The sequence below is a fragment of the Sphingobium scionense genome (assembly GCF_014197035.1).
Lineage (GTDB): Bacteria > Pseudomonadota > Alphaproteobacteria > Sphingomonadales > Sphingomonadaceae > Sphingobium > Sphingobium scionense.
Genome location: NZ_JACIEU010000012.1, coordinates 13,412 through 38,304, shown reverse-complemented (window position 1 = coordinate 38,304; position 24,893 = coordinate 13,412). Strand labels below are relative to the sequence as shown.

Here is a 24,893-nt window from a genome sequence, read left to right as displayed (position 1 = left end):
GTTGCAATGCGTTGGGGGGAGACGCCCATCAACCGATTTGTATCCCCCGGCGATGGCACCCCCATGACCTTTTGTCCCAGTCCGTCCCTCTTGAATAGGGCGCGTCATCGGCGCATGGACCGGGCATGAATCGCACTGCATCCACCGCTTTCAGCGCGGCTCCGCGCCCCGTTTCCATCGCCCGCTGGCTGCTCATCGTGGCGGCTCTGGTTTTCTGCATGGTGGTGGTCGGCGGTATCACGCGCCTGACCGAATCCGGCCTGTCGATTACCCAGTGGAAGCCGATCACCGGCGCGATCCCGCCGTTGACCCATGACCAGTGGATGGATGCGTTTCGCGATTATCAGCAGATCCCCGAATATAAGGAGATCAACCAGGGCATGAGCCTGGCCGCCTTCCAGTTCATCTTCTTCTGGGAATGGCTACACCGGCTGCTTGGCCGCCTGATCGGCGTCGCCTTTGCCCTGCCTTTGATCTGGTTCGCGGCGCGGCGGGCGATTCCGGCCGGCTATGGCTGGCGCCTGGTCGCGCTGCTGGCGCTGGGCGGGCTGCAGGGCGCGATCGGCTGGTGGATGGTGAAGTCGGGCCTGTCGGTGCGCACCGATGTCAGCCATTACCGGCTGGCGGTGCATCTGCTGACCGCGCTCTTCATCATCGGCGGGCTGGTCTGGACCGCGCTCGACCTGCTGGCGCTGGCGCGCAACCCCTATGCCCGGCCCGCCACGCTGCGGCCTTTAGCGCTGGCGACCCTGCTGGTGCTGCTGGTCCAGCTGATGTTCGGCGCCTTCACTGCGGGCCTCGACGCCGGCTATGTCTCCAGCACCTGGCCGCTGATGAACGACCATCTGGTGCCCGATGGCATCCAATGGCTCGGTTCGCTCTGGGCGACGGTCTCCAGCGATCCCTATCTGGTCCATTTCATCCACCGCTGGTGGGCCTGGGTTGCGGCGGCGATGCTGATCCTGCTGGCGCGCAAGGCCAAGGCGGCGGGCCATCGCGGCGCGTCGATCGCGATCAATGCGGCGGTCGGCGCGCAGGTGTTGCTGGGCATCGCCACCGTCATCAGCGGCATCGCCCTGCCGCTGGCCGTGTTGCACCAGGCGGTCGGCGCGCTGGTGGTCGCCGCGGCGGCCTGGGGCGCCCATGCGGTGGGATCGCGCCGGGCATGAGCGACATGATGCTGGTCTACAGCCTGTTTGGATCGGCCGAGCAGGCCCGCGCCATCGTTCGCACGGTGGTGGAAGCAAGGCTGGCCGCCTGCGCCAATATCCTTGGCCCTTGCACCTCCATCTATGAATGGCAGGGCAGGGTGGAGGAGAGCGCGGAAGTCCCGGTCCTGTTCAAGACCGGCGCCGATCGCCGCGATGCGCTGATGGCGCGGCTTGCGGCGCTGCACGATTATGATGTGCCGGCGATCCTGGCGCTGCCGGTCGAAGCTGCCCATCCGCCCTTCGCCGCCTGGATCGCGGAGCAACTGGCGTGAAGCGGGCGATCGCCTTCCTGTCGCTGGCCTTCGCATCGCCGGCGCTGGCCGCCCCGGTCGCGATCGGCTTCGCGCCGCCGACCGGGCAGGATCTGCTCTATCGCATCGAACAGCATCGCCCGGTCGACGGGCGCGACAGCCTGTTCAGCGCCGAACGGACCCTCCGCTTCGAAAAGGCGGGGGATGGCTATATCCTGCTTGTCACGCTGCGCAGTCTGGACAGCGACGCGCCCGGCACTGGCGCCGATGCCTATCGCGCCGCCCTGTCACCGCTGATCGGGGTGGCGCATCGCTTCCGTCTCGATGCCCATGGCAGGATCGTGGGCCTCGACAATCTGGACGAGGTCCGGGCAGTGATGGAAAAGGCGCTCAATGCCATGGTCGCCGGCGCACCGGACGACAGTCCGCGCCACCGGACGGCCAGGAATGTCCTGACCCTGCTCGATGGCTTGACGCCCGAAGGGCGGCTGGCGCTGCTGTCGGGCGAGGTGCAGCCGTTGCTGCTGTTCGTTGACAGCGAAGTTGACGATGCCAGGCCGCGCGGCGTGCGCACCATGGCCGGTCCGCCGCTTGGCCGCGCGGTGGCGGTGGAGGGCAATTCGACCGTCACAGGGCACGAGGGCAACCGTCTGACCTTGCACGAGGAACTTCAGGGCGAAGGTGCGCATGTCGCGATGCGCTACGCGGTCTCGACCCGGACGGGCCTGGTGGATGAGCAGGAGCGCAGCCTGACGCTGGGCACCCAGACGCTGACCGAAAAGCGCAGCCTGACCCTCGCCGGCAAGTGAGCGGTATTATTTTACCCGTCGTGAAAGCCGCCGAATCTCTTGACTTGTTGGCCCCTAACCGTCATTAGCGCCCATCTTCCGGCGACCCCAAGGGTGGCTGGTTCACTGTTCATTCTTGGAGAATTGGCACCATGAAGGCGCTGATGAAGACCACCAAGCCGGCAACCCCGGCGACGGTCGAAAAGAAGTGGATCCTGATCGACGCCGAAGGGCTGGTCGTGGGTCGTCTTGCTTCGACTGTAGCGAATATCCTGCGCGGCAAGCACAAGCCGAGCTTCACCCCCCATGTCGATTGCGGTGACAATGTCATCATCGTCAACGCGGGCAAGGTCAAGTTCACCGGCCGCAAGCTGACCGACAAGGTTTACTACAAGCACACCGGTTATGCCGGCGGCATCAAGGAAACCACCCCCCAGAAGATCCTGGAAGGTCGTTTCCCCGAGCGCGTCCTGGAAAAGGCCATCGAGCGCATGATCCCCCGTGGTCCGCTGGGCCGCCAGCAGATGCGCAACCTGCGCATCTTCGCCGGCACCGAGCATCCGCATGAAGCCCAGAACCCCGAAGTGCTCGACTTCGCGTCGCGCAACCGCAAGAACAAGGTGGGTGCATAATGTCCGATAACCGTCAGTCCCTGTCCGACCTCGCGTCGCTGGCCACTGCCGCTCCTGCCGCCGCCGCTCCGGCTGCCGTCGAAGGCGAAGCGCCCGTCGCTGCCGCCCCGGTTCAGCCCTCGGCTCCGCTGCGCGACCAGGAAATCGACGGCCTCGGCCGCGCCTATGCCACCGGCCGCCGCAAGGATGCCGTGGCCCGCGTGTGGGTCAAGCCCGGCACCGGCAAGATCACGGTCAACGGCCGTGACCAGGAAGTCTATTTCGCCCGTCCGACCCTGCGTCTGGTGATCAACCAGCCGTTCGGCGTCACCGAGCGTGAAGGCCAGTATGACGTTGTCTGCACCGTCAAGGGCGGCGGTCTGTCGGGTCAGGCCGGTGCGGTCAAGCACGGCATCGCCCAGGCTCTGTCGAAGTATGAGCCGGCGCTGCGCAGCGCGGTCAAGGCCGAAGGCTTCCTGACCCGCGACAGCCGCGTCGTCGAGCGTAAGAAGTACGGCAAGGCCAAGGCCCGCCGCAGCTTCCAGTTCTCGAAGCGCTAATCCGCTTCGCGACAGCGAGACATTTCGAGAAGGGGCCGGTTTTCCGGCCCCTTTTTCTTTGTGCCCGCCGCTTTCCCTTGAGCGCTTCGCCGCGATGCCATAGCCTTTGATCAAACGGGGTCTGGACCTTGATCGCTTCAGGTTGAATCGGCCTGAAGCGTGAAACAAGGTCCAGAATTAAAGAGCAGCGCGCAAAAGGATGTTCGGGGGAAAATGAGGCATTTCGGGTGGTTGGCGGCTTCGGCGGCCATGACGGTTGTGGCGCCTGCCTTGGCCGGAGAGGTGCCGCTGTACCAGCCAGCGCCTGGCTGGATCGACAAGGCGGCGATGCCCAGGCTGGCGGCCGATGGCGATCCGCCCTCGATGATGATCCTCGACAGCCAGCAGCGGGTCGAAAAGGGCCGGTTGTGGAACTATGCCGACATCGCCACCCGCGCGGGATCGGCCGAGGCGCTGACCCAGTTGTCGTCGCTGACCCTGCCCTGGGCGCCGGACAAGGGCGACCTCATCATCCATGAACTGTCGATCCTGCGCGGCGATCAGGTGATCGATGCGCTGGCCAGCGGCAAGAAATTCACCGTGCTGCGCCGCGAACAGGGGCTGGAAGCATTGCAGATCAGCGGCATCCTGACCGCGACCATGGCGGTCGAGGGAGTGCAGGTGGGCGATGTGGTGCGGCTGCGCTATTCGACCACCAGCAAGGATGATGCGCTGGGCGGCCATGTCCAGAATGTCTCGGCCCTGCCGGCCGCGCCGCTGCGGCTGGGCTATGGCCGGGTCCGCCTGCTATGGGACGATACGGATGCGCCGCGCTGGAAGCTGCTGGCGAGCGGCGTCGATGCCAAGCCGGTCAAGAAGGGCGGCCTCACCGAGCTGAGCTTTGCCGTGCCGCTGGCCAAGCAGCCGGAAATGCCGGCCGACGCGCCGACCCGCTTCACCCATCCGCCGCTGTTCGAACTGTCGACCTTTGCCAGTTGGGCCGATGTGTCGAAGACGATGGCGCCGCTCTATGCAACTGACGGGCTGATCGCCGATGGATCGCCGCTGGCGGGCGAACTGGCCAAGCTCAAGGCGCTGCCGGGATCACCGAAGGACAAGGCGGCGGCTGCGCTGCAACTGGTGCAGGACCATGTCCGCTATCTGATGGTCGGCATGAATGGCGGCAATTATGTGCCGCAGAAGCCGGCCGAGACCTGGACGCTGCGCTATGGCGACTGCAAGGCGAAGACGCTGCTGCTGCTCTCGCTGCTGCGCGGCCTTGGGATCGAGGCGGAGCCGGTGCTGGCCAGTTCGACCCTGGGCGATTCCGTGCCGGAGCGGCTGCCCACGGCTGCGGCCTTCGACCATGTGCTGGTGCGTGCGGTGATCGATGGCCAGTCCTACTGGCTCGACGGCACGGGCCTTGGATCGCGGCTGGAGGATATCGGTGACACGCCGCGTTTCGGATCGGTGCTGCCGGTGCGCACCGCCGGCGCCGATCTGATGGCGATCCGGACCCATGCCAATGCCCGACCGACGATCGACGTCAGCGTCGAGGCGGACGAAAGCGGGCATGAGAAGCTGCCGACCGTGTTCGATGCAAAGGCGGTCATGCGTGGTCAGATCGCGACGATGATCAGCACCGGCCTTGGCCAGATGGATGCCAAGCGGCGTGACGAGATGGTGCAGGGCTTCTTCAGCGAGCAGGTCGGCACGGCCCAATATAGCCAGGTCGGTGTCACCACTGATGCAGCGTCGGCCACCGTTACCTTTACTGCCCATGGCGTCACCGGCTCGCCCTGGAAGCTCAGCGACCGGCGTTATCGCCGCGACGCCAGCAAGCTGATCGACGAGATCAGCTTCGCGCCGGACCGGGCGCGGCCTGCCTGGCTGGCGATCCCGGTGGCGACGAGCGCGCCGATCGGCATCCGCTATCATCTGCGCCTGCGCCTGCCCCAGGGTGGCAAGGGTTATGTGATCGAAGGCGAGCAGGGCCTCAGCAAGACGGTGGCCGGCTATGACCTGCGCCGGACCGTGCAGCTGAAGGACGGCGTGCTGGATGTCGAGGAGCGGACCGACGCCACCGGCGTCGAGATCGCGGCCGATCGCCTGCCCGACGAGCGCGATGCGCTGGCCACGGTGCAGGCCATGTCGCCGCATGTGATCGGCCCAGCCAAGCCCACCTATTTGTGGGATTACAGCCCGGCGACCATCGCCGCCTGGCCGCAGTCCAGGGCGGTCGAGGCGACCTTTGCCAAGGCGATCGCCGCCGATGCCGAGGACGCAACCGGTTACTCCAGCCGCAGCAATTTCCGCTGGGGCATCGGCGACTACAAAAATGCGCTGGTCGACCTGGACAAGGCGATCGGGATCAAGCCCGACGTCGATCTCTATCTGCAGCGCGCCTATCGCCGGTTCCAGACCGGCGATGTGACCGGCGCGCTGGCCGATGGCCGGATGGCGCGCCAGCTCGACCCGGCGTCGGGTGCGGCGGTCGGCACGGTCGCGACCTATCTGGCGGAAAGCGGCAAGCTGGACGATGCGATCGGCATGGTCGACGCGAAGATCGCGATCGGTGGCGAGGCGCGCGACAGCTATCGCAGCTTCAAGGCGACGCTGCTCGGCACCTATGGCGATCCGGGCAAGGCGATCGAGATCATCGACGCGCAACTGGCGGAAAAGCCGGGCATGACCGGCCTGTTCAACGAGCGTTGCTGGGTCAAGGGATCGCGCAATGTCGAACTGGACAGTGCGATGCAGGATTGCACCAAGGCGGTGGAACTGAGTTCGGGCAGCATGGCCGCGCTCGACAGCCGGGCGATGCTGTGGTTCCGCATGGGGCGGTTCGATGATGCGCTGCGCGACCTGGACGTCGTCGTCGCGCAGGAGCCGGGCAAGGAGCCGAGCCGCTACATGCGCGGCATCGTGCTGCACCGGCTGGGCCGGGGGAGCGAGGGCGATGCCGAGATCGCGATTGCCCGCCGTATCGATCCGCGCATCGACGCCGTCTACGCCCGCTACGGGATCAAGCCCTGATTTAGTCGTGACGCCTGCGTTTTGATGGAAACCTTTCCCCCTGTTGGCTGGTTGACAGGGGGAAAGCCACTTTCAAGGAGAAACCAGATGGGTGAAATGACCGACAAGGTGAAGGCCGCGGGCAACAAGGCCGCCGGTGCCACGAAGGAAGCGATCGGCAAGGCCACGGACAACGAGCGTCTGGAAGCCGAAGGCAAGGTTCAGAAGGCCAAGGGTACGGCTCAGGACGTAGCCGGATCGGTCAAGGGTGCGCTCGGCGACAAGATCTGACGTCCAGCCGCTCGCCAAACGAAGAGGCTCCGCTAAGTGGCGGGGCCTTTTTCGTTTCTGTCCTATCTGGTTATGTTACCATTTGCCGCGGCCGCGGTCCTGGCGAGCCGGCATGCGCTTTGTACGGCTGCAATAGAGGAAATGATTGGGGTATGTGGCTGGTGTTTCCGCAAGGCGCGTTGCGTGAACCAGGTTGCTGAATGTTGATTGCCGCAATCCGACATAGATGGGGGCAGTCAGGGCCATCTCGAAATCGAGCGAGGCATTGGCCAGGCTGGCGGACGGCAACGAGAAGAGGTGGGCAATGTCGGGCTTGAACAACAGGTCCAGGCCGAATTGACGTCGAATATCGTTCTTTATGGTTTCGATGTTCCATGGCAGTGCGGCTAGGTCGCAGAAGGCGAACCAGCGCCGATAGGATGCGGTTTCCGGTGTCGCGACGATCTTTTCGAAAATGGCCGACGGATCAAGCAGGAAACCGCGTCGTCCGCTCGCCATCTTTGCGCGGGCATAATCCTGCCAATCCTGTTCGATGCGCAACTGGATATAGCCGATATCGGACCCCAGCGCCGCGACGAGGTTGCTTGCCAGAACGCGCAAAGGGGCCGCGCCGCGCATCGCCCGCAGAAAATCGGCGACAAAATCCTCCTGTTGCGGATCTTCCCAGATTTGCGCACCATAGGAGAAACAGTCGACCCAATTGACATGATGATAGCTGTCGGGATCCCCGCCCAGGAGATTTTGCCGCCGGAGCCAGGCGAACAGCGCATCCGTGTCGAAGACTTCGGCGGCGTCGACACGACCCAGACCCTCGCGACGAGCCGAAAAATCGACCAGTCTGTGAGGAATGCGCACCTGTCCCTGGGTGGCGATCGCCATCGCGCATAGCCCCAGGATGGCAATGCGCTGGTTGTTGAGGCCCGCCCGGACCGCCTTGGGCGTCGTGCTATATTCACATCGTTTGGGTTGGTCCGCCAATGGCCTGTCCCGCTATCCTGCTCTGTCGACAATGCCACTAGAGCCTTTTCTGCGGTCGTCGAAAAGGCTGGTGTCGTTCGGGTGGATATTTTTGTTCGAGTCGAGTGCCTGTCCTATGTGAGCGGGAACGTGCTATAAAGATGAGGCCGCTTTCCGATAGGATCGCGGCCGCGCAAGAATATGTCAGAATGTGCGGGAAATGTGCGAAGTTAAGCCTGTTCCGCCAGATAGGCCTTCACGTCACGGCGCAGTTCGCCCGCGCACAGATACAGGGCGATGACATTGGGGATCGCCATCAGGAAGAAGCTGCTGTCGACGATGCCGACGACCCGGCCGAGGTCGATCGCGGCGGCCGGGGGCAGGGCGACGACATAGAGAATCTTGTAGACCCATTGCGCGCGCGGGCCGTTGCCGAACAGATAGCCCCAGGCCTGAAGACCATAAAAGCCCCACGCGACCAGCGTCGAATAGGCGAAGAGGAAGACGACGACGGCGAGCAGCCAGGGGAACCAGGGCGACACCTTGGCAAAGGCGGCGGAGGTAATGGCGATGCCTTCCAGCCCGTTGTTCCAGGTGCCGGCGACCACCAGCGCCAGCCCGCCCAGCGCGCAGACGATCATCGTGCCGAGCAGCGGTTCCAGTAGGGCGACAAGCCCTTCGGACACCGGATGGCGTGCCCGCGCCAGGCTATGCGCCATCACGGCCGAGCCCACGCCGGCCTCGCTGGCGAAAACGGCGCGGCGCATGCCCGCGACGAAGGCGCCGATCGCGCCGCCGGTGGCCGCATCGCTGGAAAAGGCGCCGTGCCAGATCAGCGTCAAAGCGCCGGGAATGGCGTCGGCATGGAGGATCAGGATCGCGGCGACACCGCCCAGATAGACGGTGACCTTGAGCGGGGTCAGGCGCTTCGACACCTCGCCCAGCCAGGCCGCGCCGCCCATCGTCACCAGCGCGACGGCCGCGGCGATGAACACGCCATAGGCCCAGCCATTGGTCATGCCGGTGACCACCTTCACCTGGGCGAAGCTCTGGTTCACCTGCACCATCGGGATCGCGCCGAACAGGGCGAAGAAGGCATAGGCGCCGCCTAGAATGATACCGATCTTCGGCCAGCCGCGCGCCGCGCCGACGGCTTTGAGCACATACATCGGCCCGCCATGGACATGGCCGCGTTCGTCGAACACGCGATATTTGAGGCCCAGCGTGACCTCCGCCATCTTCACCGTCATCGCGAACCAGCCGATGATGAACATCCACAAGATCGCGCCTGGCCCGCCCATGGTCAGCGCCACCGCGACGCCCGCGATATTGCCCAGCCCGATCGTGCCGGACAGGGCGGTGGAGAGCGCACCCCACTGGCTGACATCGCCCTTCGCCTCGCCCTCATGCGGCTGGCTGCGCAGGATGCGGATCGCCCGACCGACCTGGGTGACATTGGGGAAACCCAGCCAGATGGTGAAGAACAGCATGGGGAGCGCGAGGTAGAGCACGATCAGCTCGATCTGTGCGCCGAACAAAGGCACCTTGAAGAAGACCGTGCTGGACAGCGCGTCGACGGCGGCGTTGAAATTTTCCATGCGGCGGCGATGCCGGGACAGCGGTGGAAAGTCGATCAAAGATTGCTATGGGGGAGCTGAGTTTTACCCATAGCCGCCCTGGGGCAGGATCGCATGAGCAGACAATATTTCGGCACCGACGGTATTCGTGGTCGCACCAACCAGTGGCCGATGACGCCACAACTGGCGATGAAGGTCGGCATGGCCGCCGGCACCCATTTCCAGCGCGGCAGCCATCGTCACCGGGTGGTGATCGGCAAGGATACGCGCCTGTCGGGCTATATGGTCGAAAATGCGCTGGTCGCGGGCTTCACCGCCGTCGGCATGGACGTGGTCCAGTTCGGGCCGATCCCGACGCCGGCGGTCGCGCTGTTGGCCCATTCGATGCGCGCCGACCTGGGCGTGATGATCTCGGCCAGCCACAATCCCTATTATGATAATGGCATCAAGCTGTTCGGCCCCGATGGCTACAAGCTGTCGGACGAGGATGAGCTGAAGATCGAGGCGCTGCTGAACCAGGATGTGCCGCTGGCCGCGTCCAAGGATATCGGCCGCGCTCGCCGGGTCGAGGACGCCCGTGGCCGCTATATCCATGCGGTCAAGTCCAGCTTCCCCGCCGACCTGCGCCTCGACGGCCTCAAGATCGTGGTCGATTGCGCCAATGGCGCCGCCTATCAGGTCGCGCCGTCGGCCTTCTGGGAATTGGGGGCGGAGGTGGTCGCGGTCGGCGTTACGCCCAACGGCACCAATATCAATGACGGTTGCGGCTCGACCTCGCCCTTGCTGTGCCAGGAGACCGTCGTGTCGTCCGGCGCGGACATCGGCATCGCGCTGGACGGCGACGCCGACCGGCTGATCGTGGTCGACGAAAAGGGCCAGATTGTTGATGGCGACCAGATCATGGCGCTGATCGCGTCCAATTTCGCCCGCGCCGGTACGCTGCGCGGCGGCGGGTTGGTGGCGACGATCATGTCGAACCTGGGCCTCGAACGCTTCCTGACCGGGCAGGGCATCGGCCTGGAACGGACCAAGGTCGGCGATCGCTATGTGCTGGAGCGGATGCGCGAGGGCGGCTTCAACGTCGGCGGCGAACAGTCCGGTCACATGATCCTGTCCGACTATGCGACCACCGGCGACGGCACGGTGGCGGCGTTGCAGGTGCTGGCCGCTTTGGTCCGGTCGGGCAAGCCCGCGAGCGAGACGCTGCACCAGTTCGATCCGGTGCCCCAGTTGCTCAAGAATGTTCGCTTCGCCGGCGGCAAGCCGCTGGAGGATGAGACGGTGCAGCGGGTGATCGCCCAGGCCGAGGCGGAACTGAACGGGTCGGGCCGGCTGGTCATCCGCCCGTCCGGCACCGAACCGGTGATCCGCGTCATGGCGGAAGGTGACCGCGAGGATCAGGTCAGGGATGTGGTCGAGCGCATCTGCGCCGCGGTCGAGAAGGCGGCGGCGTGAACGCTTCTCAATCCCGTCATGCCAGCGAAGGCTGGCATCTCTCTTCTTCTTGCCGCTGGCTCAGTAACAGTGAGATCCCAGCCTTCGCTGGGATGACGGAGTGGTTCCATGCTTGAGATGCGCCCCGATTGCGAACGTTGCGGCACCGACCTGCCGGCCGATGAACCCGGCGCGTTCATCTGCTCGTTCGAATGCACCTGGTGCGCGCCCTGTGCCGAGGCGCTGGACGATCGCTGCCCCAATTGCGGCGGGGAACTGATGGATCGGCCGACGCGGATGGGTAAGGCGCTGACGAACAACCCGGCCTCCACGGAACGCAAGTTCAAGGGATGAGCGTGCCCCGCATTCTCATCATTGCCGGGTCCGACAGCGGCGGCGGCGCCGGTATCCAGGCGGACATCAAGACGGTGACGCTGCTGGGCGGCCATGCCATGACCGCGATCACCGCGATCACCGCGCAGAACACGCTGGGCGTGCAAGGCGTCCATCCGGTGCCGACCGAGATGGTGCTGGCGCAGATGGAAAGCTGCATCAGCGACATCGGCGTCGACGCGGTCAAGATCGGCATGATCGGTTCGGCGCAGACGGCTGCGGCCGTGGCCGAGCGGCTGGCGCTGCTGGAGAATGTGCCGATCGTCTTCGACCCCGTCATGGTTGCGACCAGTGGGTCGCTGCTGGCCGACGACGCGACCATCGCGGCGTTCGAGCGGTTGATGGCCATCGCCACGCTGGTGACGCCCAATATCCCCGAACTGGCGGCGCTGGGCGGCGAGGAGATCGCCATCCGTTTCGCCACCCATGTGCTGGCCAAGGGCGGCCATGGCGAGGGGCCGATGCTGACCGACCGGCTGATCGGGCCGCAGGGTGTGCGCAAGGCATGGAGCAATGTGCGGATCGACACGCGGCACAGCCATGGCACCGGCTGCACCCTGGCCAGCGCGATCGCGACCGGCCTGGGGCAGGGGCTGGACCTGATCGAAGCGGTCGAGCGTGGCCGCAAATATGTGCGCGAGGCGCTGGCGCTGGCGCCGGGGCTTGGCGCGGGCCATGGCCCGATGGGCAATCCCTTCGGCTTCCACGCCTATGCCTGATTTCGCGCATGAACTGATCCATCATCCCGGCCTGGTCGCCGGGGTGGACGAGGCCGGGCGCGGGCCGCTGGCGGGGCCGGTGGTCGCGGCGGCGGTGATCCTGCGGCAGGAGGATTGCCCCGATGGCCTCAACGACTCCAAGAAGTTGACCGCCAAAAAGCGGGCCGTGCTGGAGGGGGAGATCAAGGCCCGCGCGCTGTGCTGGGGACTGGGCATCGCCAGCGTGGCCGAGATCGACGAACTCAACATATTATGGGCGACGATGCTGGCCATGACCCGTGCGGTCGAGGCGCTGGAGCAGGAGTGCGCTCATGTGCTAGTGGATGGCAATCGTTGTCCCAACTGGCGCTGGCCCTCGACCGCGGTGGTGGAAGGCGACGCCAAATGCCTGTCGATCGCCGCCGCATCGATCCTGGCCAAGGAAGAGCGCGACCGGATCATGATCGCCGCCGCCGCCGAGCATCCCCATTATGGGTGGGAGAGCAACAAGGGCTATGGCAGCGCCAAGCATATGGCGGCGCTGCGCGACCATGGGCCGACCCCGCTGCACCGGCGCAGTTTTTCGCCGGTGGCGCAACTGCTGCTGATCTGACGATGCTGTCCCGTCTCGGGGCGGGATAGGGATGCATTGAGGGCTGGCGCGGGTGTGGCGCTTGCTTAAGAAGGGATTCATGTCCTTCGCCCGTTCCGGCCCTGCCAGCCTGTTCCTGCTTGTCGGTGCGCTATCGCTGCCGGTGCAGGCGGCTGCGCCGGTCAAGCGCGCGCGGCCGGCTGCCAAGGTCGGCGCGCTGGCGCCGGGTGGCTATCGCTGGCTGGAGGAGGGGCCGCTCGACGGGCCGATCCATCTGGTCATCAGCATCGATCGACAGATGGCCCATGTCTATAGCGGCGACCGGCTGGTCGGCATGGCGAGCGTGTCGACCGGCATGGCCGGGCACAGCACGCCGACCGGCGACTATCCGATCCTGCAGAAGAATCAGTGGCACCGGTCCAACCTCTACAGCAATGCGCCCATGCCCTTCATGCAGCGGCTGACCTGGGACGGCATTGCGCTGCATGCCGGGCATAATCCGGGCTATCCGGCCAGCCATGGCTGCATCCGCCTGCCCTATGCCTTTGCCCAGAAGCTGTTCGGCATGACCAGCCTGGGCGGGCTGGTGACGGTGACCAGGGATCGGCTGTATCCCTCGCTGACGATCGCGCAGATGGCGGCGGCGGATTCCGTGGCCAAGGTCGCTGCGCCGGCCCCGGCCCAGCCGGCGCTGGATATCGACCCGATCATCTTCATGCCGAGGGTATCGCGCCGCTGAGCGATCAGCGCTGGGCCAGTGCCGAGCGCCGCATCGAATAGCCGAAATAGAGCAGGGCAGCAGCAGCAACCCAGACAGCGAACAGCGCATAGGTGTCGGCCGGCAGGCCGAAGATCAGATAGGCGCAGAAGAGCGTGCTGGCGATCGGCAGGACCGGATAGAAGGGCACCTTGTAGCCGCGCGGCAGGTCCGGCCGCGTGCGGCGCAGGATGATGACGCCGATCGACACGGTGGCAAAGGCGATCAGCGTGCCCATGCTGGTGAGGTTGACCAGCACGTCGAGCGGCACGAAGGCGGCGAGCAACGCGACGCCGATCGCGACGATCCATGTATTCTGGCGCGGCACATGGCGCACCGGATCGACCCGGCAGAAGAAGGCGGGCAGCAACCCGTCACGACCCATGGCATAGAGGATGCGGGTCTGGCCGTAGATCACCACCAGGGTGACGCTGAAGATCGAGGCGATGGCGCCCAGCGACAGGATCACCGCCGGCCAGCCCGCGCCGGTGAGGTTGTGGAGGATGACGGCCAGGCCGGCTTCCTGCCCGGCAAATGCGGTCCAGGGCTGGGCGCCGATCGCCGCGACCGCGACCAATATATAGGCGGCGGTGACGATCAGCAGCGACAGGATGATCGCGAGCGGCAGGTCGCGGCGCGGATTGCGCACTTCCTCGCCGGCGGTCGAGACTGCATCGATGCCGATATAGGAAAAGAAGATGGAGGACGCAGCGGCGCCGATGCCGACCATGCCCTTGGGCGCGAAGGGATGGAAATTGGCGGGCTGGAAATGGGCGAGCGCGACGGCGACGAACAGCGCCAGCACGGCGAGCTTGGCGATCACCAATATGGCGTTGGCGGTGGTCGATTCCCGCGTGCCGCGCAACAGCAATATGAGGCAGAGGCCGACCAGCAGCACGGCGGGCAGGTTGACGATGCCGCCCGCTCCCGGCGGCCGGGCGATGATGTCAGGCAGGCGCCAGCCGGTGCTGATCGACAGAAGTTCATTGAGATATTGCCCCCATCCCACGGCGATGGCGGAGGCGGAGACGCCATATTCCAGCAGCAGGCAACTGCCGATCAGGAAGGCGGCGAGTTCGCCCATGGTCGCATAGGCATAGGAATAGGAAGAGCCCGACGCCGGCACGGCTGATGCCATTTCGGCATAGCAGAGCGCGGTCAGCGCGGCGGTGATGCCGGCGATGACGAAGGACAAAGTGACCGCCGGCCCGGCTTCGGGCACGGCAGTGGTCAGGGCGACGAAGATGCCGGTGCCGATGGTCGCGCCGACGCCCAGCATGGTTAGCTGGAACAGGCCGATATTGCGGGCGAGGGGCTTCGCGTCGGGATCGTCGCCGATGAAGTCGAGCACCGGCTTGCAGCGCAGCAGCGCGATCAGGAGCGGATGGCGGGGCTGTTTGGGCGTCATGTTGCGCCGGGCGCTGTCACGATCCGCGCGCGAAGGCAAATGAATATCGCGTGAGAAAAGGGCGGTGGCAGGCGGTGGGCCGCGATTGTCGGCAGGCTGCCACTCGGCTAGGCATGGGGCTGTTGGCCGCCGACCTGTTCGGCTTGGGATGGATGATCGAGCCTTGATGGATCAGAAGCGATTGCCCGGCGCGCGGAAATGGGCGCGGTCCATGCTGATGGCGGCGGCGATGCTGCTGCCTGCCATGGCATCAGCGGCGGATGTGCCGAGCGGCGGCACCATATCGGTATCCATGCAGGAGGATGCGAGCGGACAGGCGGGCGCGGCGGATGCCTTTGTTGATGCGGCCACACTTGCCCTGTCGGACAAGGGCTTCACTTTGCTGGACGACGGCCATGCCGCGCTGGTCATGGAACTGGTCATCCGCGCGTCCGAGGTTGGGACCGGGACCGGCAAGGTCGAGAAGAGCAATTCCGACCTGATGCCTGGAGGTGTGTCCGGGGCGGTGGGATCGAGCTTCTCGCTGGCGGTGCCGTCCGGCAAGACGCGCCATGTCGCGCTGGAACGCACCGAACTGGAGATGCGCCTGCACCGCCGGGGCGACGCGGCCGTGATCTGGAGCGGCAGCGCCGTGACAGTGCGCCCGGCCGACAAACGGGATAGCGCTGCCATGGCGTTGTGCAACGCGCTGCTGCGCGCCTATCCCGAGCAGCCCGAAACGGTGATCGGCGTTCCCTGACAGGAAAAAGGCCGGTCCGTCAGGGCAACGGACCGGCCTTCGCTGGCCTGAAAACCAGAAGGGGGGACTGGTTCAGGCGGGCATTTTTCAGGCTGCCTCGGCCGCTTCCTCGGCTGTGGGCAGACGGATGAGATAGTCGAAGGCCGACAGGGCTGCGGTTGACCCCGCACCCATGGCGATGACGATCTGCTTGTAGGGCACGGTGGTGCAGTCGCCGGCGGCGAAGATGCCGGGCTGGCTGGTTTCGCCGCGCGCATCGATCTCGATCTCGCCACGGGGCGAGAGGGCGATGCTGTCCTTGAGCCATTCGGTGTTGGGCACCAGTCCGATCTGGACGAAAATGCCTTCCAGCTCGACATCATGCTCGGTGCCGCTGTTGCGGTCCTTGTAGCTGAGGCCGCTCACCCGTTCGCCATTGCCGTTCACCTTGGTGGTCAGCGCCGAGGTGATGATCTTGACGTTGGGCAGGCTGGCGAGCTTGCGCTGCAGCACCGCATCGGCGCGGAGCTGGCTGTCAAACTCGATCAGCGTCACATGGGCGACGATGCCGGCCAGGTCGATCGCCGCTTCGACGCCGCTATTGCCGCCGCCGATCACCGCCACGCGCTTGCCCTTGAACAGCGGACCATCGCAGTGCGGGCAGTAGGCCACGCCCTTGTTGCGATATTCGTCCTCACCGGGGACACCCATCTGCCGCCAGCGGGCGCCGGTCGACAGGATGATGGTGCGGCCCTTCAGCGACGCGCCATTTTCCAGCACGACCTCATGATAGTCGCCTTCGGTCTTGGCCGGGATCAGCTTCGCCGCCTTCTGCAGGTTCATGATCTCGACGTCATAATCCTTGACGTGCGCTTCCAGCGCCGAGGCGAGCTTGGGGCCTTCGGTGCGGCTGACCGAGATGAAATTCTCGATATCCATGGTGTCGAGCACCTGGCCGCCGAAGCGTTCCGCCGCGACGCCGGTACGGATGCCCTTGCGCGCCGAATAGATGGCCGCCGCCGCGCCGGCAGGGCCGCCGCCGACCACCAGCACCTCGAAGGGGTCCTGCGCCTTGATCTTCTCGGCCGCCTTCGCCTCGGCACCGCTGTCGATCTTGGCGACGATCTGCTCCAGCTCCATCCGGCCCTGGCCGAAGGGTTCGCCGTTCAGGAAAATGGTCGGCACGGCCATGACCTTGCGCGCGTCGACCTCATCCTTGAACAGGCCGCCGTCGATCGCGACATGGCTGATCCGGGGGTTCAAGACGCTCATCAGGTTCAGCGCCTGCACCACGTCGGGGCAGTTCTGGCACGACAGCGAGAAATAGGTTTCGAAGGCATAGTCGCCATCGAGATTCTTGACCTGCTGGATCAGATCCTGCGCGGCCTTAGACGGATGACCGCCGACCTGCAGCAGGGCGAGCACCAGCGAGGTGAACTCATGGCCCATCGGCAGGCCCGCGAAGGTCACGCCGATATCGGTGCCGACGCGGCGGATCATGAAGCTGGGCTTGCGCTTGTCCGAACCGGTGGCAAGGCTGACCTTGTCCGAAAGTTCGGCAATTTCGGTCAGCAATTCGTTCATTTCGCGCGACTTGGCGCCTTCATCCAGCGAAGCCACCAGCTCGATCGGCTGGGTGATGTTCGCCAGATAGGCTTTCAACTGCCCCTTGAGATTTGCGTCCAACATGTCTGTCTGGCTCCGTGGAAAAGATGGCGGGCCGTCCCGATCGGGAGGACGCGACGGCCCGTCCGGGGAATTGGTGCGACCCAAAAGCCCCGTTGAAACTAAGATAAGTCTGTAGAAAATATTTTGAAGGTCCGCCGGGTCCCCTCAATCTGGGCGAACCCGGCGGCCTATCAGCACCTATAGGTGCTTAGATCTTGCCGACGAGGTCGAGCGAGGGGGCGAGGGTTTCCGCGCCTTCTTCCCACTTGGCGGGGCAGACTTCGCCCGGGTGGCTGGTCCAGTACTGCAGGGCCTTGATCTTGCGCAGCAGTTCGGCCGCGTTGCGACCCACGCCCTCGGGGGTGATTTCAACCAGCTGGATCACGCCTTCCGGATCGAGCACGAAGGTGCCGCGATCGGCCAGGCCGACGCCTTCGCGCAGCACGCCGAACTGGTTCGAGATGTCGTGGTTCTGGTCACCCAGCATGTAATAGTTGATCTTGCCGATGGCCGGCGAGGTGTCGTGCCAGGCCTTGTGGCAGAAATGGGTGTCGGTCGACACCGAATAGACTTCCACGCCCAGGCCCTGCAGGGTGGGATAGATGTCGGCCAGGTCTTCCAGCTCGGTCGGGCACACGAAGGTGAAGTCGGCCGGGTAGAAGAAGAAGACGGCCCACTTGCCCTTCACATCGGCATCGGTGACGTCGACGAACTTGCCTTCCTTGAAAGCGGTTGCCTTGAACGGCTGCAGGGGGGTGTTGATGAGAGCCATGGGCTATCCAGTTCCTTATTGGGTTGCTGTTGCGAAGCCTGTGTAGGGAAGCGGATGATTCGGGGGAAATTGGTTTTCTCGGACATGTTGATAGATAAAAGCGATCACACACTATCCGATTAATCGAACCGGTCATTGGTCTCGCAAGGCATGGCCCATCGCGCGTTCGACCAGTTGCTGCGCCTCCGCCGCGCTGAAACTGGTGGGGTCGAGGCAATATTCAAGCCACAACCCATCGACCAGCGCGGTCAGGCCGATCGCCTTCAGCCGCACCTGCGCAGGCGAGAAGCCGGGACCGGCGGCGGCGACCAGCCCCTCCAACTGGGTCCGCGAGGCAGCGTAGATCTCCGCATGGGCGGCGGCGACATCGGCATTGGACTTGATGAGGCTCCAGAAGGCGATCCAGGTGGCGAGCAGGTCCGCGTCGAGCACGGGGGCGCGGAAATTGGCCTGGAGAAAGGCGCGCAGCCGGTCCTGCGGATCGTCGCCCGCCGCTACGATCGCCGCGTCCATGGCCTGGGATACGCGCTGGCCGACATCGCGATAGGTGGCGAGGATCAACGCGTCGACGCCCTCGAAATAATGGGTCAGTAATCCCGAAGACACGCCGGCCGCGGCGCAGATGGCGCGGACCGACGTGGCCGCCACGCCCTTTTCCGCCAGACATTTTGCCGTCGCGTCGATCAGTGCCTGCCGCCGGACATCGGCGGACTCCCTTACGAATTTCGCTCTCACTCGCCCCCCGGCATGGGACGACCTGGCGCCCCGAACATGTTATTTCTGCGCCGCGCATTGTGCGGATATGACGGGCGCTGGCAAGCGCGGTTCGACCCGATTGGGGATCGATCCGGCCGGTTCGCCCGTTTGCCCCGCATATATGTCGTCATGACAGCAAGGAGACCATGGATGATCCGCCAGCCCGCTTTTCGCCTGATCCTGCCCGGCCTGGGCGCCGCATTGCTGCTGGGCGGCTGCGCCAAGGGCGTGGACAATGAAGCGGTGGCGAACAATGCGAGGGTGCCGGCCCATGCCGAGGCGATCGAGGATACCGACTCTGTCGCGGCCCCGGACAATGCCGGTGCGGCGCGGCCGACCGACGAGTGGGTCGGGCGCTGGACCGGGCCGGAAGGGCTGTTCCTCGACATCCAACCCGCGTCCGACGGTAAGCCGGGCCATTATGCGCTGGCCAACAGGGATAATCTCGACCGGGAAGCGACCTATAGCGGGCTGGCCGATGGCGCGACGATCCGCTTCGTTCGCGATGGCCGCGACCTCGCCATCCGGCCGGGCACGGGGGCGGAGACAGGCTTCAAATATCTTGCCGACAAGCAGGACTGCCTGATCGTGAAGCCGGGCGAGGAAGGCTATTGCCGATAAAGCGGGATCAGCAAAGGTCATGCCGACGCGACAGCGCCGAAGTTCACAGTGTCGTGCGGCATTTAGGGCCGTTTGCACCGGATATGCGCCTGCCGCGCGCCCAGGAGGCGACAGGCGCGCGTCAACTGGGTCAGGGCAGCCTCGCACCGACGCGCCGGTCGGGTCATGCCGACGCGACAGGGAGGCGACATATGGGGCACGGACTGTGGCGGGCTGCGGCAGGGGCGAGGGAAGGGCACGGTGCTGGTGCATCGCCCAGGGTAGATCAGAGATTGGGCGAGTAGGACAGGGGCGTCGCTACGCCTGCATGACGATGTCGGGCTTTGACAGCTAACGACCAGTTGAAGACATAAATGGCATACGATAGCCTTTCCATCATGCGGACGTTCATCCTATTCGGTTTCTTATGGGCGCTTTCAGGATGCGACGCATGGCCAACGGTCGTCGGCAATCGAGCGGAATCGAATGTCACTGTCCAATATCTGCATCAAGATTATGATCAGTGGTCAGCACCTTTCACGGTCAAATCTGGCTTCTCGATGCCCCTAGCCTTGGCGCATTGGATACCTGAAATTCGTGGCATCCGTATCAAAGACGGCCAGCGCACTTACTCATGGTCCGCAACAACAATGCATCGTCTTGCCGCAGCATGTCCCGGCTCAGACCTGCCCGGCAGAGCATATTTCGTTGGCGATTGTTATCTTATCTACCTCGGGCATGGCCGCATAAAGGCTGTAGCGGAAAGGCCGGGCGATTTGCTTCCTGAACAAATGTCAAGCGGCAGCTAGCCTAGGTTCCTGCTTAGGAAGCAGACCGTCCACTTCCCACCCAACGCCGCCATCCCCCAACAAAAAACCCGGCCGTTCCTTGCGGGAGCGCCGGGCCTTTTGCTCGTCCGTGGACGGGTGTCGGGTTTAGCCGACGATTTCTTCGGGCTTGAAGAAATAGGCGATCTCGATCGCGGCATTTTCTTCGCTGTCCGAACCATGGACCGAATTGGCTTCGATCGATTCGGCCAGTTCCTTGCGGATGGTGCCGGCGTCGGCATTGGCTGGGTTGGTAGCGCCCATGATGTCGCGGTTGCGGGTCACGGCGTTTTCGCCTTCCAGAACCTGGACGACGACCGGGCCGGAGATCATGAAGGCGACCAGGTCAGCAAAGAAGGGGCGTTCCTTGTGAACGGCATAAAAGCCTTCGGCCTGTTCGCGGCTCATGCGGATGCGCTTGGAAGCGACGACGCGCAGGCCGGCTTCTTCCAGCATCTTGGTGACGGCGCCGGTCAGGTTGCGACGAGTCGCGTCGGGCTTGATGATCGAAAAAGTGCGCGTGACGGCCATGGCCCTCATAACTCCGAATTGTTGGAATAAAGTTGCGCGCCCTTTAGACCGGGCCGGATCACTTCGCAAGGGGGTGGAAAAGGGGACGGGGAAAGCCCCTAGTTCCGGCGGTTCATGGACCCTGCACCCATTTGCGGCCTTCCTGCCGCCAGAAGCGCGGGGTCACGCCCTCGCGCTTGCTGAGCGCGCGCCAACTGGCCCGCGCCCCGTCGATCGTGTCCGCATCGAAGAAATAGAAGGCGCGCTCGAAGTCCAGGGCCTCTTCGCGCCATATCCCGTCCGCCAGCGCGATATGCCTGGCGCCATTCGCGGCGACACAGTCCTGTGCCAGCAGCACCGGCTGGGCAGAATCCACGCCGTCCCCTGCCTGGCCATTGGCCAGGAAGCTTTCGGGTGGCCCTGCCCATAGCCCCGCCGATATGCGGGCCAGCCGTTCCGGCTCATCGGCCACCACCAGCAGCCGCGCGCCCATGTCCAGGATGCGCGCCGCGATCGCGGGCAGCACCCCTTCCACGGGATCGCGGCTGAGCTGGTAGAAGTCGACCTGCACCGGCTTCAGCGCTCGAACTTGTCGGCCACCAGTTGGTCGATCAGGCGCACGCCATAGCCGGTCGCCCCCTTGTCGGCGGTGGCGCCTGGCTTGTCCGACCAGACCATGCCGGCAATGTCGAGATGCGCCCACTTCACGCCTTCGTTGACGAAGCGCTTGATGAATTGGGCGGCGGTGATCGAGCCGGCGAAGCGCGGGCCGATATTCTTCATGTCGGCGATCGGGCTGTCGATCAGCTTGTCATAGGCCTCCGACAGCGGGAAGCGCCACAGCTTCTCGCCGCTGGTCTTGCCCGCCGCCAGCAGGTCGTCGGCCAGCGCATCGTCATTGGCAAACAGGCCGCCATGCTCGCTGCCGAGCGCGATCATCATCGCCCCGGTCAGGGTAGCAAGATCGATCATCACCTCGGGCGCATAGGTCTTCTGCGCCCAGGTCACTGCGTCGCACAGCACCAGGCGGCCTTCGGCATCGGTGTTCAGCACCTCGATCGTCTGACCCGACATCGACGTCACGATGTCACCGGGGCGCTGGGCATTGGCGTCGGGCATATTCTCGACCAGGCCACAAATGCCGACGACGCGGGCCTTGGCCTTGCGACCGGCCAGCGCCTTCATTGCGCCCGCTACCGCGCCGGCGCCGCCCATGTCCCACTTCATGTCTTCCATGCCCGGCCCGGGCTTGAGCGAAATGCCGCCGGTGTCGAAGGTCACGCCCTTGCCGATGAACACGACCGGCTTGTCGGCAGCGCCATCGGTGCCGTCCCATTCCATCGCCAGCAGCCGCGCCTCGCGCGCCGACCCCTGCGCCACGCCCAGCAGCGCGCCCATGCCCAGGTCCGTCATCGCCGCGCGGTCCAGCACGGTGATCTTGACGCCGAGGTCAGCCAGATGCTGGCACCGCTCGACGAAGCTTTCGGGATAGAGGATGTTCGCCGGCTCCGACACCAGTTCGCGGGTGAAGGCGACGCCGGCGGCGACCGCCGACAGCTTGGCCCATTCGGCCTCGGCGCCGGTCGCGACGATCGTCACGGTCGCCAGCGTCGGCTTGGCCTTCTCCGGCTGGCGGGTGCGGTAAGTATCGATCCGCCAGCTGCGCAGCAGCGCGCCCAGGCCCAGCCGCGCGGCGTCCTCGCCGCTGACGCCGGCCGGGAATTCGACTGCCGCGTGGGTCGCGCCGCTGGTCGACAGCTTGGCGGTCAGCGCGCCGCCGGCCCGTTCCAGATCCGCCGCGCCGCCATTGCCGATGCCCAGCAGCAGGACGCGCAGCACCGCGCCGCCTTGCTCGACGAAGCTCTCGACGCTCGCGCCCGCTTCACCGGCGAAGCGCGCAGCCGCGGCGCCAGCGACCAGCGTGGCCGACGCGGTCAGCGGCAGGCTCTCGACAGTCCCCTTCGCCACGGCAAGGACCAACGTGTCGACCTGGGGGCGCGTGGGGCTGAATTGGATGTCCATCTGGGGGCCTTTTCTCTGGATTGCCGTTTCTTTCTTGGTTCTGCCAGATAGTGCGGCTTTGCCGCTCTGCAAAGCCATTCGGCGGATTTCGGTTCTCCCGAATGCCAGGACCGATTGCGGCGCGCGCCAAGCAGTGCGATAGGCAGGAACCACAAGTGCCCCCAAAGAGGCCCCATCGCTTGCAGATTTCCGTGTTTCCCCTGTCGTTCAAACAGGCGCTGCTTGCCGGCGCGGCCTCGTCCTGCCTGCTCGCGGCGCCGCTGGCGCATGCCCAACAGGCGCCCGAGCCCAAGCTGAACGAGCCCCAGACGCCGATCAGCGCGCCCGATGCGCCGGTGCCCGACAACGACCAGGAAATCGGCTTCGCCGCCGATGCGCTGGAATATGACACCAACAGCCAGGTCGTGACCGCGACCGGCAATGTCCAGTTGCTGCGCGACGGCAACCGACTGCGCGCCGACAAGATCGTGTGGGACCGCACCACCGGCAAGGTCGAGGCGCAGGGCAGCGTCTCGGTGATCGATCCCGACGGCAATGTCGCCTATGGCGACCGCTTCGACGTCACCGATACGCTCAAGGACGGCGCGGTCGACAATATCCTGCTGGTGCTGCAACAGGGCGGCCGCATGGCGGCGACCAAGGGCGAGCGGGTCAACGGCGTCTACACGCTGCATCATGCCGCCTATACCGGCTGCCCGGTGGAAGGCGGCGACGGCTGCCCCAAGGAACCGACCTGGCAGATCAACGCGGTCAAGGTCGTCTATGACCCGACCAAGCAGCGCGTGTCCTACACCCGCGCCAATGTCGAACTGTTCGGCCTGCCGCTGATCCCGGTGCCGGGCCTGTCGCATCCAGTCGGCGATGACGGCGGCAGCGGCCTCTTGGTCCCCAATATCCGTTATGACCGGGTCAACGGCTTCGAGGTCGCGGTCCCCTATTATCTCAAGCTCGCGCCCAATCGCGACCTGACCGTCACGCCGCACGTCTACACCGATTCGCTGCCGATGATCGAAGGCAATTTCCGCCATCTCTATGACCGCGGTGCCTATCAGATCACCGGCTATGCCACCTATGGCAGCCGGTCGAGCGGCATCACGCCGACCGATTCGCAAAAGGATATTCGCGGCGCGATCGACGCCAGCGGCGGCTTGCAGTTGACACCTGAATGGAGCGTCAACGGGTCGATCCGCGTCGCCACCGACCGCACCTTCCTGCGCCGCTACGACATCAGCCGCGACGACCGGCTGCGTTCGACCCTGGGCGTCCAGCGGATCGGCGACAACAGCTATTTCTCGCTCGCCGGCTGGGCGGTGCAGACGCTGCGCGTCGATGACCCCCAGGGCCAGATGCCGATCGCCCTGCCGGTGATGGACTATCGGTTGCGGATGAAGGATCCGCTGCTCGGCGGCCAGATGCAGTTCCAGGCCAATACGCTGGCGATCACCCGGACCGAGGGGCAGGATACCCAGCGCGCCTTCGCCGCTTTCGAATGGAATCTGCGCAAGCTGACCGGCCTGGGTCAGGAAGTGACCTTTACCACCTATCTGCGCGGCGACGTCTATCACAGCAGCGACAATGCGCTGACCGACACGATCAGCTATGCCGGTGATCCGGGCTGGAAGGCGCGCGGCATCGCCGCCGCCGCGGTCGACATGCGCTGGCCCTTCATGGGCGAGGCGTTCGGCGGCGTGCAGCGCATCGCCCCGCGCGTCCAGATCGTCGCGGCCCCGCATCTCGCCAATCTGTCGGTGCCCAATGAGGATGCCCGCTCGGTCGACCTGGAGGATAGCAATCTCTTCGCGCTCAATCGGTTCGCGGGCTATGACCGGTTCGAGGATTCGAGCCGTATCACCTATGGCCTGGAATATAATCTGGCCGTGCCCGACTTCACGCTCGACGCCAATGTCGGTCAGAGCTACCGGCTCGACAATCGCGCCAGCATCCTGCCCGACGGCACCGGCCTGTCCGACCGCATGTCCGATATCGTCGGCCGCTGGACCGTGCGCTACAAGGATTTCCTCAGCTTCACCCAGCGTTTCCGGGTCGACAAGGACAATCTGGCGGTCCGCCGCAACGAAGTCGATGCGACCGTGGGCAGCAAGAAAACCTATGCCCAGGTCAGCTATCTGCGCCTCAACCGCAACGCCAATGCGGCGCTGGAGGATCTGCAGGACCGCGAGGAACTGCGCGTGGGCGGCCGCGTCCAGTTCGCCCGCTTCTGGTCCGTGTTCGGCTCGACCGTCATCGACCTCACCGGTGCGCAGGAAGATCCGGGCACCACGGCCGACGGCTATCAGCCCGTGCGCCAGCGCCTTGGCGTTGCCTATGAGGATGATTGTTTGACGCTGGGCTTTACATGGCGGCGCGACTATCAGACCAACGGTGACGCGCGCGCCGGCAACAGCTTCCAGCTACGGCTGGCTTTTCGTAATATTGGCATATAAGGAACTGCCTTCCCGCCGTCCGCTCAGGACCGGTTAAGGCGGACCGGGGCATAG

At 65.1% G+C, this 24,893-nt stretch carries 25 protein-coding genes; 16 read left to right on the top strand and 9 right to left on the bottom strand.

Translation table 11 applies throughout. The features are described 5' to 3' along the window. Nucleotides 1–125: 125 nt before the first annotated feature. The 7 genes from GGQ90_RS15170 to GGQ90_RS15140 all read left to right on the top strand — a co-directional run bounded on the left by GGQ90_RS15170 (nucleotide 126) and on the right by GGQ90_RS15140 (nucleotide 6,706). Entirely contained in the window at nucleotides 126–1,169 is a 1,044-nt protein-coding gene (locus tag GGQ90_RS15170) for a COX15/CtaA family protein (protein ID WP_188082925.1), read from the top strand. Beyond that, nucleotides 1,166–1,483: a divalent-cation tolerance protein CutA gene (cutA, locus tag GGQ90_RS15165; RefSeq protein WP_188082924.1), complete on the top strand. Its 318-nt coding sequence runs from the start codon at nucleotides 1,166–1,168 to the stop codon at nucleotides 1,481–1,483. Before GGQ90_RS15170 ends, cutA begins: the two co-directional genes overlap by 4 nt. Continuing rightward, complete coding sequence (locus GGQ90_RS15160; RefSeq protein WP_188082923.1) at nucleotides 1,480–2,271, top strand: hypothetical protein; 792 nt, start codon at nucleotides 1,480–1,482, stop codon at nucleotides 2,269–2,271. Before cutA ends, GGQ90_RS15160 begins: the two co-directional genes overlap by 4 nt. A gap of 131 nt (nucleotides 2,272–2,402) precedes the next feature. After that, complete coding sequence (gene rplM / locus GGQ90_RS15155; RefSeq protein ID WP_188082922.1) at nucleotides 2,403–2,882, top strand: 50S ribosomal protein L13; 480 nt, start codon at nucleotides 2,403–2,405, stop codon at nucleotides 2,880–2,882. Then, nucleotides 2,882–3,421 (top strand): 30S ribosomal protein S9, encoded by a 540-nt coding sequence (gene rpsI / locus GGQ90_RS15150; protein WP_188082921.1) that lies wholly within the window; start codon nucleotides 2,882–2,884, stop codon nucleotides 3,419–3,421. The genes rplM and rpsI overlap by 1 nt, the downstream gene beginning before the upstream one ends. Nucleotides 3,422–3,670: 249 nt before the next feature. Next, nucleotides 3,671–6,436: a DUF3857 domain-containing protein gene (locus GGQ90_RS15145; protein ID WP_188083040.1), complete on the top strand. Its 2,766-nt coding sequence runs from the start codon at nucleotides 3,671–3,673 to the stop codon at nucleotides 6,434–6,436. An 87-nt stretch (nucleotides 6,437–6,523) separates the two neighbouring features. Then, nucleotides 6,524–6,706 (top strand): CsbD family protein, encoded by a 183-nt coding sequence (locus tag GGQ90_RS15140; RefSeq protein ID WP_188082920.1) that lies wholly within the window; start codon nucleotides 6,524–6,526, stop codon nucleotides 6,704–6,706. A 75-nt stretch (nucleotides 6,707–6,781) separates the two neighbouring features. On the opposite strand, the gene GGQ90_RS15135 is transcribed toward GGQ90_RS15140, so the two are convergent. Both GGQ90_RS15135 and GGQ90_RS15130 read right to left on the bottom strand, forming a co-directional pair. Further along, complete coding sequence (locus GGQ90_RS15135) at nucleotides 6,782–7,684, bottom strand: hypothetical protein (RefSeq protein ID WP_188082919.1); 903 nt, start codon at nucleotides 7,682–7,684, stop codon at nucleotides 6,782–6,784. 209 nt (nucleotides 7,685–7,893) lie between these two features. Beyond that, complete coding sequence (locus tag GGQ90_RS15130) at nucleotides 7,894–9,261, bottom strand: alanine/glycine:cation symporter family protein (RefSeq protein ID WP_188082918.1); 1,368 nt, start codon at nucleotides 9,259–9,261, stop codon at nucleotides 7,894–7,896. A 93-nt stretch (nucleotides 9,262–9,354) separates the two neighbouring features. Between GGQ90_RS15130 and glmM the strand changes: the two genes are divergently transcribed. The 5 genes from glmM (at nucleotide 9,355) to GGQ90_RS15105 (ending at nucleotide 13,096) form a co-directional block, all read left to right on the top strand. Continuing rightward, on the top strand, nucleotides 9,355–10,695 hold the full coding sequence (gene glmM, locus GGQ90_RS15125; RefSeq protein ID WP_188082917.1) for a phosphoglucosamine mutase: 1,341 nt from the start codon (nucleotides 9,355–9,357) through the stop codon (nucleotides 10,693–10,695). A 108-nt stretch (nucleotides 10,696–10,803) separates the two neighbouring features. Then, nucleotides 10,804–11,028 carry a DUF1272 domain-containing protein gene (locus GGQ90_RS15120; RefSeq protein WP_188082916.1) on the top strand — a complete coding sequence of 75 codons (225 nt, stop codon included), beginning with the start codon at nucleotides 10,804–10,806 and terminating at the stop codon, nucleotides 11,026–11,028. Next, nucleotides 11,025–11,786: a bifunctional hydroxymethylpyrimidine kinase/phosphomethylpyrimidine kinase gene (thiD, locus tag GGQ90_RS15115; protein ID WP_188082915.1), complete on the top strand. Its 762-nt coding sequence runs from the start codon at nucleotides 11,025–11,027 to the stop codon at nucleotides 11,784–11,786. Before GGQ90_RS15120 ends, thiD begins: the two co-directional genes overlap by 4 nt. After that, nucleotides 11,779–12,378, top strand: coding sequence for a ribonuclease HII (locus tag GGQ90_RS15110; protein ID WP_188082914.1), 600 nt, complete (start codon nucleotides 11,779–11,781; stop codon nucleotides 12,376–12,378). Before thiD ends, GGQ90_RS15110 begins: the two co-directional genes overlap by 8 nt. Before the next feature lie 79 nt (nucleotides 12,379–12,457). Next, nucleotides 12,458–13,096 carry a L,D-transpeptidase family protein gene (locus tag GGQ90_RS15105; protein ID WP_188082913.1) on the top strand — a complete coding sequence of 213 codons (639 nt, stop codon included), beginning with the start codon at nucleotides 12,458–12,460 and terminating at the stop codon, nucleotides 13,094–13,096. 4 nt (nucleotides 13,097–13,100) lie between these two features. Here GGQ90_RS15105 and GGQ90_RS15100 read toward each other — a convergent pair whose 3' ends face one another. Further along, complete coding sequence (locus tag GGQ90_RS15100) at nucleotides 13,101–14,522, bottom strand: APC family permease (RefSeq protein WP_188082912.1); 1,422 nt, start codon at nucleotides 14,520–14,522, stop codon at nucleotides 13,101–13,103. 148 nt (nucleotides 14,523–14,670) lie between these two features. On the opposite strand from GGQ90_RS15100, the gene GGQ90_RS15095 reads away from it, so the two are divergent. After that, nucleotides 14,671–15,261 carry a hypothetical protein gene (locus GGQ90_RS15095; protein ID WP_246428256.1) on the top strand — a complete coding sequence of 197 codons (591 nt, stop codon included), beginning with the start codon at nucleotides 14,671–14,673 and terminating at the stop codon, nucleotides 15,259–15,261. Nucleotides 15,262–15,348: 87 nt separating this feature from the next. Here GGQ90_RS15095 and ahpF read toward each other — a convergent pair whose 3' ends face one another. From ahpF to betI, 3 genes are all read right to left on the bottom strand, one after another. Next, a complete protein-coding gene (ahpF, locus tag GGQ90_RS15090) occupies nucleotides 15,349–16,929 on the bottom strand; it encodes an alkyl hydroperoxide reductase subunit F (protein WP_188082910.1) in 1,581 nt (526 codons plus the stop codon). A 187-nt stretch (nucleotides 16,930–17,116) separates the two neighbouring features. Further along, nucleotides 17,117–17,680: an alkyl hydroperoxide reductase subunit C gene (gene ahpC / locus GGQ90_RS15085; RefSeq protein ID WP_188082909.1), complete on the bottom strand. Its 564-nt coding sequence runs from the start codon at nucleotides 17,678–17,680 to the stop codon at nucleotides 17,117–17,119. Nucleotides 17,681–17,812: 132 nt separating this feature from the next. Next, entirely contained in the window at nucleotides 17,813–18,415 is a 603-nt protein-coding gene (gene betI / locus GGQ90_RS15080; protein WP_188082908.1) for a transcriptional regulator BetI, read from the bottom strand. A gap of 171 nt (nucleotides 18,416–18,586) precedes the next feature. On the opposite strand from betI, the gene GGQ90_RS15075 reads away from it, so the two are divergent. Together GGQ90_RS15075 and GGQ90_RS15070 are read left to right on the top strand one after the other, a co-directional pair. Further along, the gene (locus tag GGQ90_RS15075) at nucleotides 18,587–19,057 is read left to right on the top strand and encodes a hypothetical protein (protein WP_188082907.1); all 471 of its coding nucleotides are present in this window, start codon (nucleotides 18,587–18,589) and stop codon (nucleotides 19,055–19,057) included. A 353-nt stretch (nucleotides 19,058–19,410) separates the two neighbouring features. After that, nucleotides 19,411–19,845: a hypothetical protein gene (locus GGQ90_RS15070; protein WP_188082906.1), complete on the top strand. Its 435-nt coding sequence runs from the start codon at nucleotides 19,411–19,413 to the stop codon at nucleotides 19,843–19,845. A gap of 126 nt (nucleotides 19,846–19,971) precedes the next feature. Here the strand turns inward: GGQ90_RS15070 and ndk are convergent, their stop codons facing one another. The 3 genes from ndk to GGQ90_RS15055 all read right to left on the bottom strand — a co-directional run bounded on the left by ndk (nucleotide 19,972) and on the right by GGQ90_RS15055 (nucleotide 22,395). After that, nucleotides 19,972–20,394 carry a nucleoside-diphosphate kinase gene (ndk, locus tag GGQ90_RS15065; protein WP_004210674.1) on the bottom strand — a complete coding sequence of 141 codons (423 nt, stop codon included), beginning with the start codon at nucleotides 20,392–20,394 and terminating at the stop codon, nucleotides 19,972–19,974. A 112-nt stretch (nucleotides 20,395–20,506) separates the two neighbouring features. After that, complete coding sequence (locus tag GGQ90_RS15060; RefSeq protein ID WP_188082905.1) at nucleotides 20,507–20,944, bottom strand: DNA polymerase III subunit chi; 438 nt, start codon at nucleotides 20,942–20,944, stop codon at nucleotides 20,507–20,509. 5 nt (nucleotides 20,945–20,949) lie between these two features. Continuing rightward, nucleotides 20,950–22,395, bottom strand: a complete 1,446-nt coding sequence (locus GGQ90_RS15055; protein ID WP_188082904.1) for a leucyl aminopeptidase — start codon at nucleotides 22,393–22,395, stop codon at nucleotides 20,950–20,952. Between the two features lie 179 nt (nucleotides 22,396–22,574). Between GGQ90_RS15055 and GGQ90_RS15050 the strand changes: the two genes are divergently transcribed. Further along, on the top strand, nucleotides 22,575–24,839 hold the full coding sequence (locus GGQ90_RS15050) for an LPS-assembly protein LptD (protein ID WP_188082903.1): 2,265 nt from the start codon (nucleotides 22,575–22,577) through the stop codon (nucleotides 24,837–24,839). Nucleotides 24,840–24,893 lie beyond the last annotated feature (54 nt).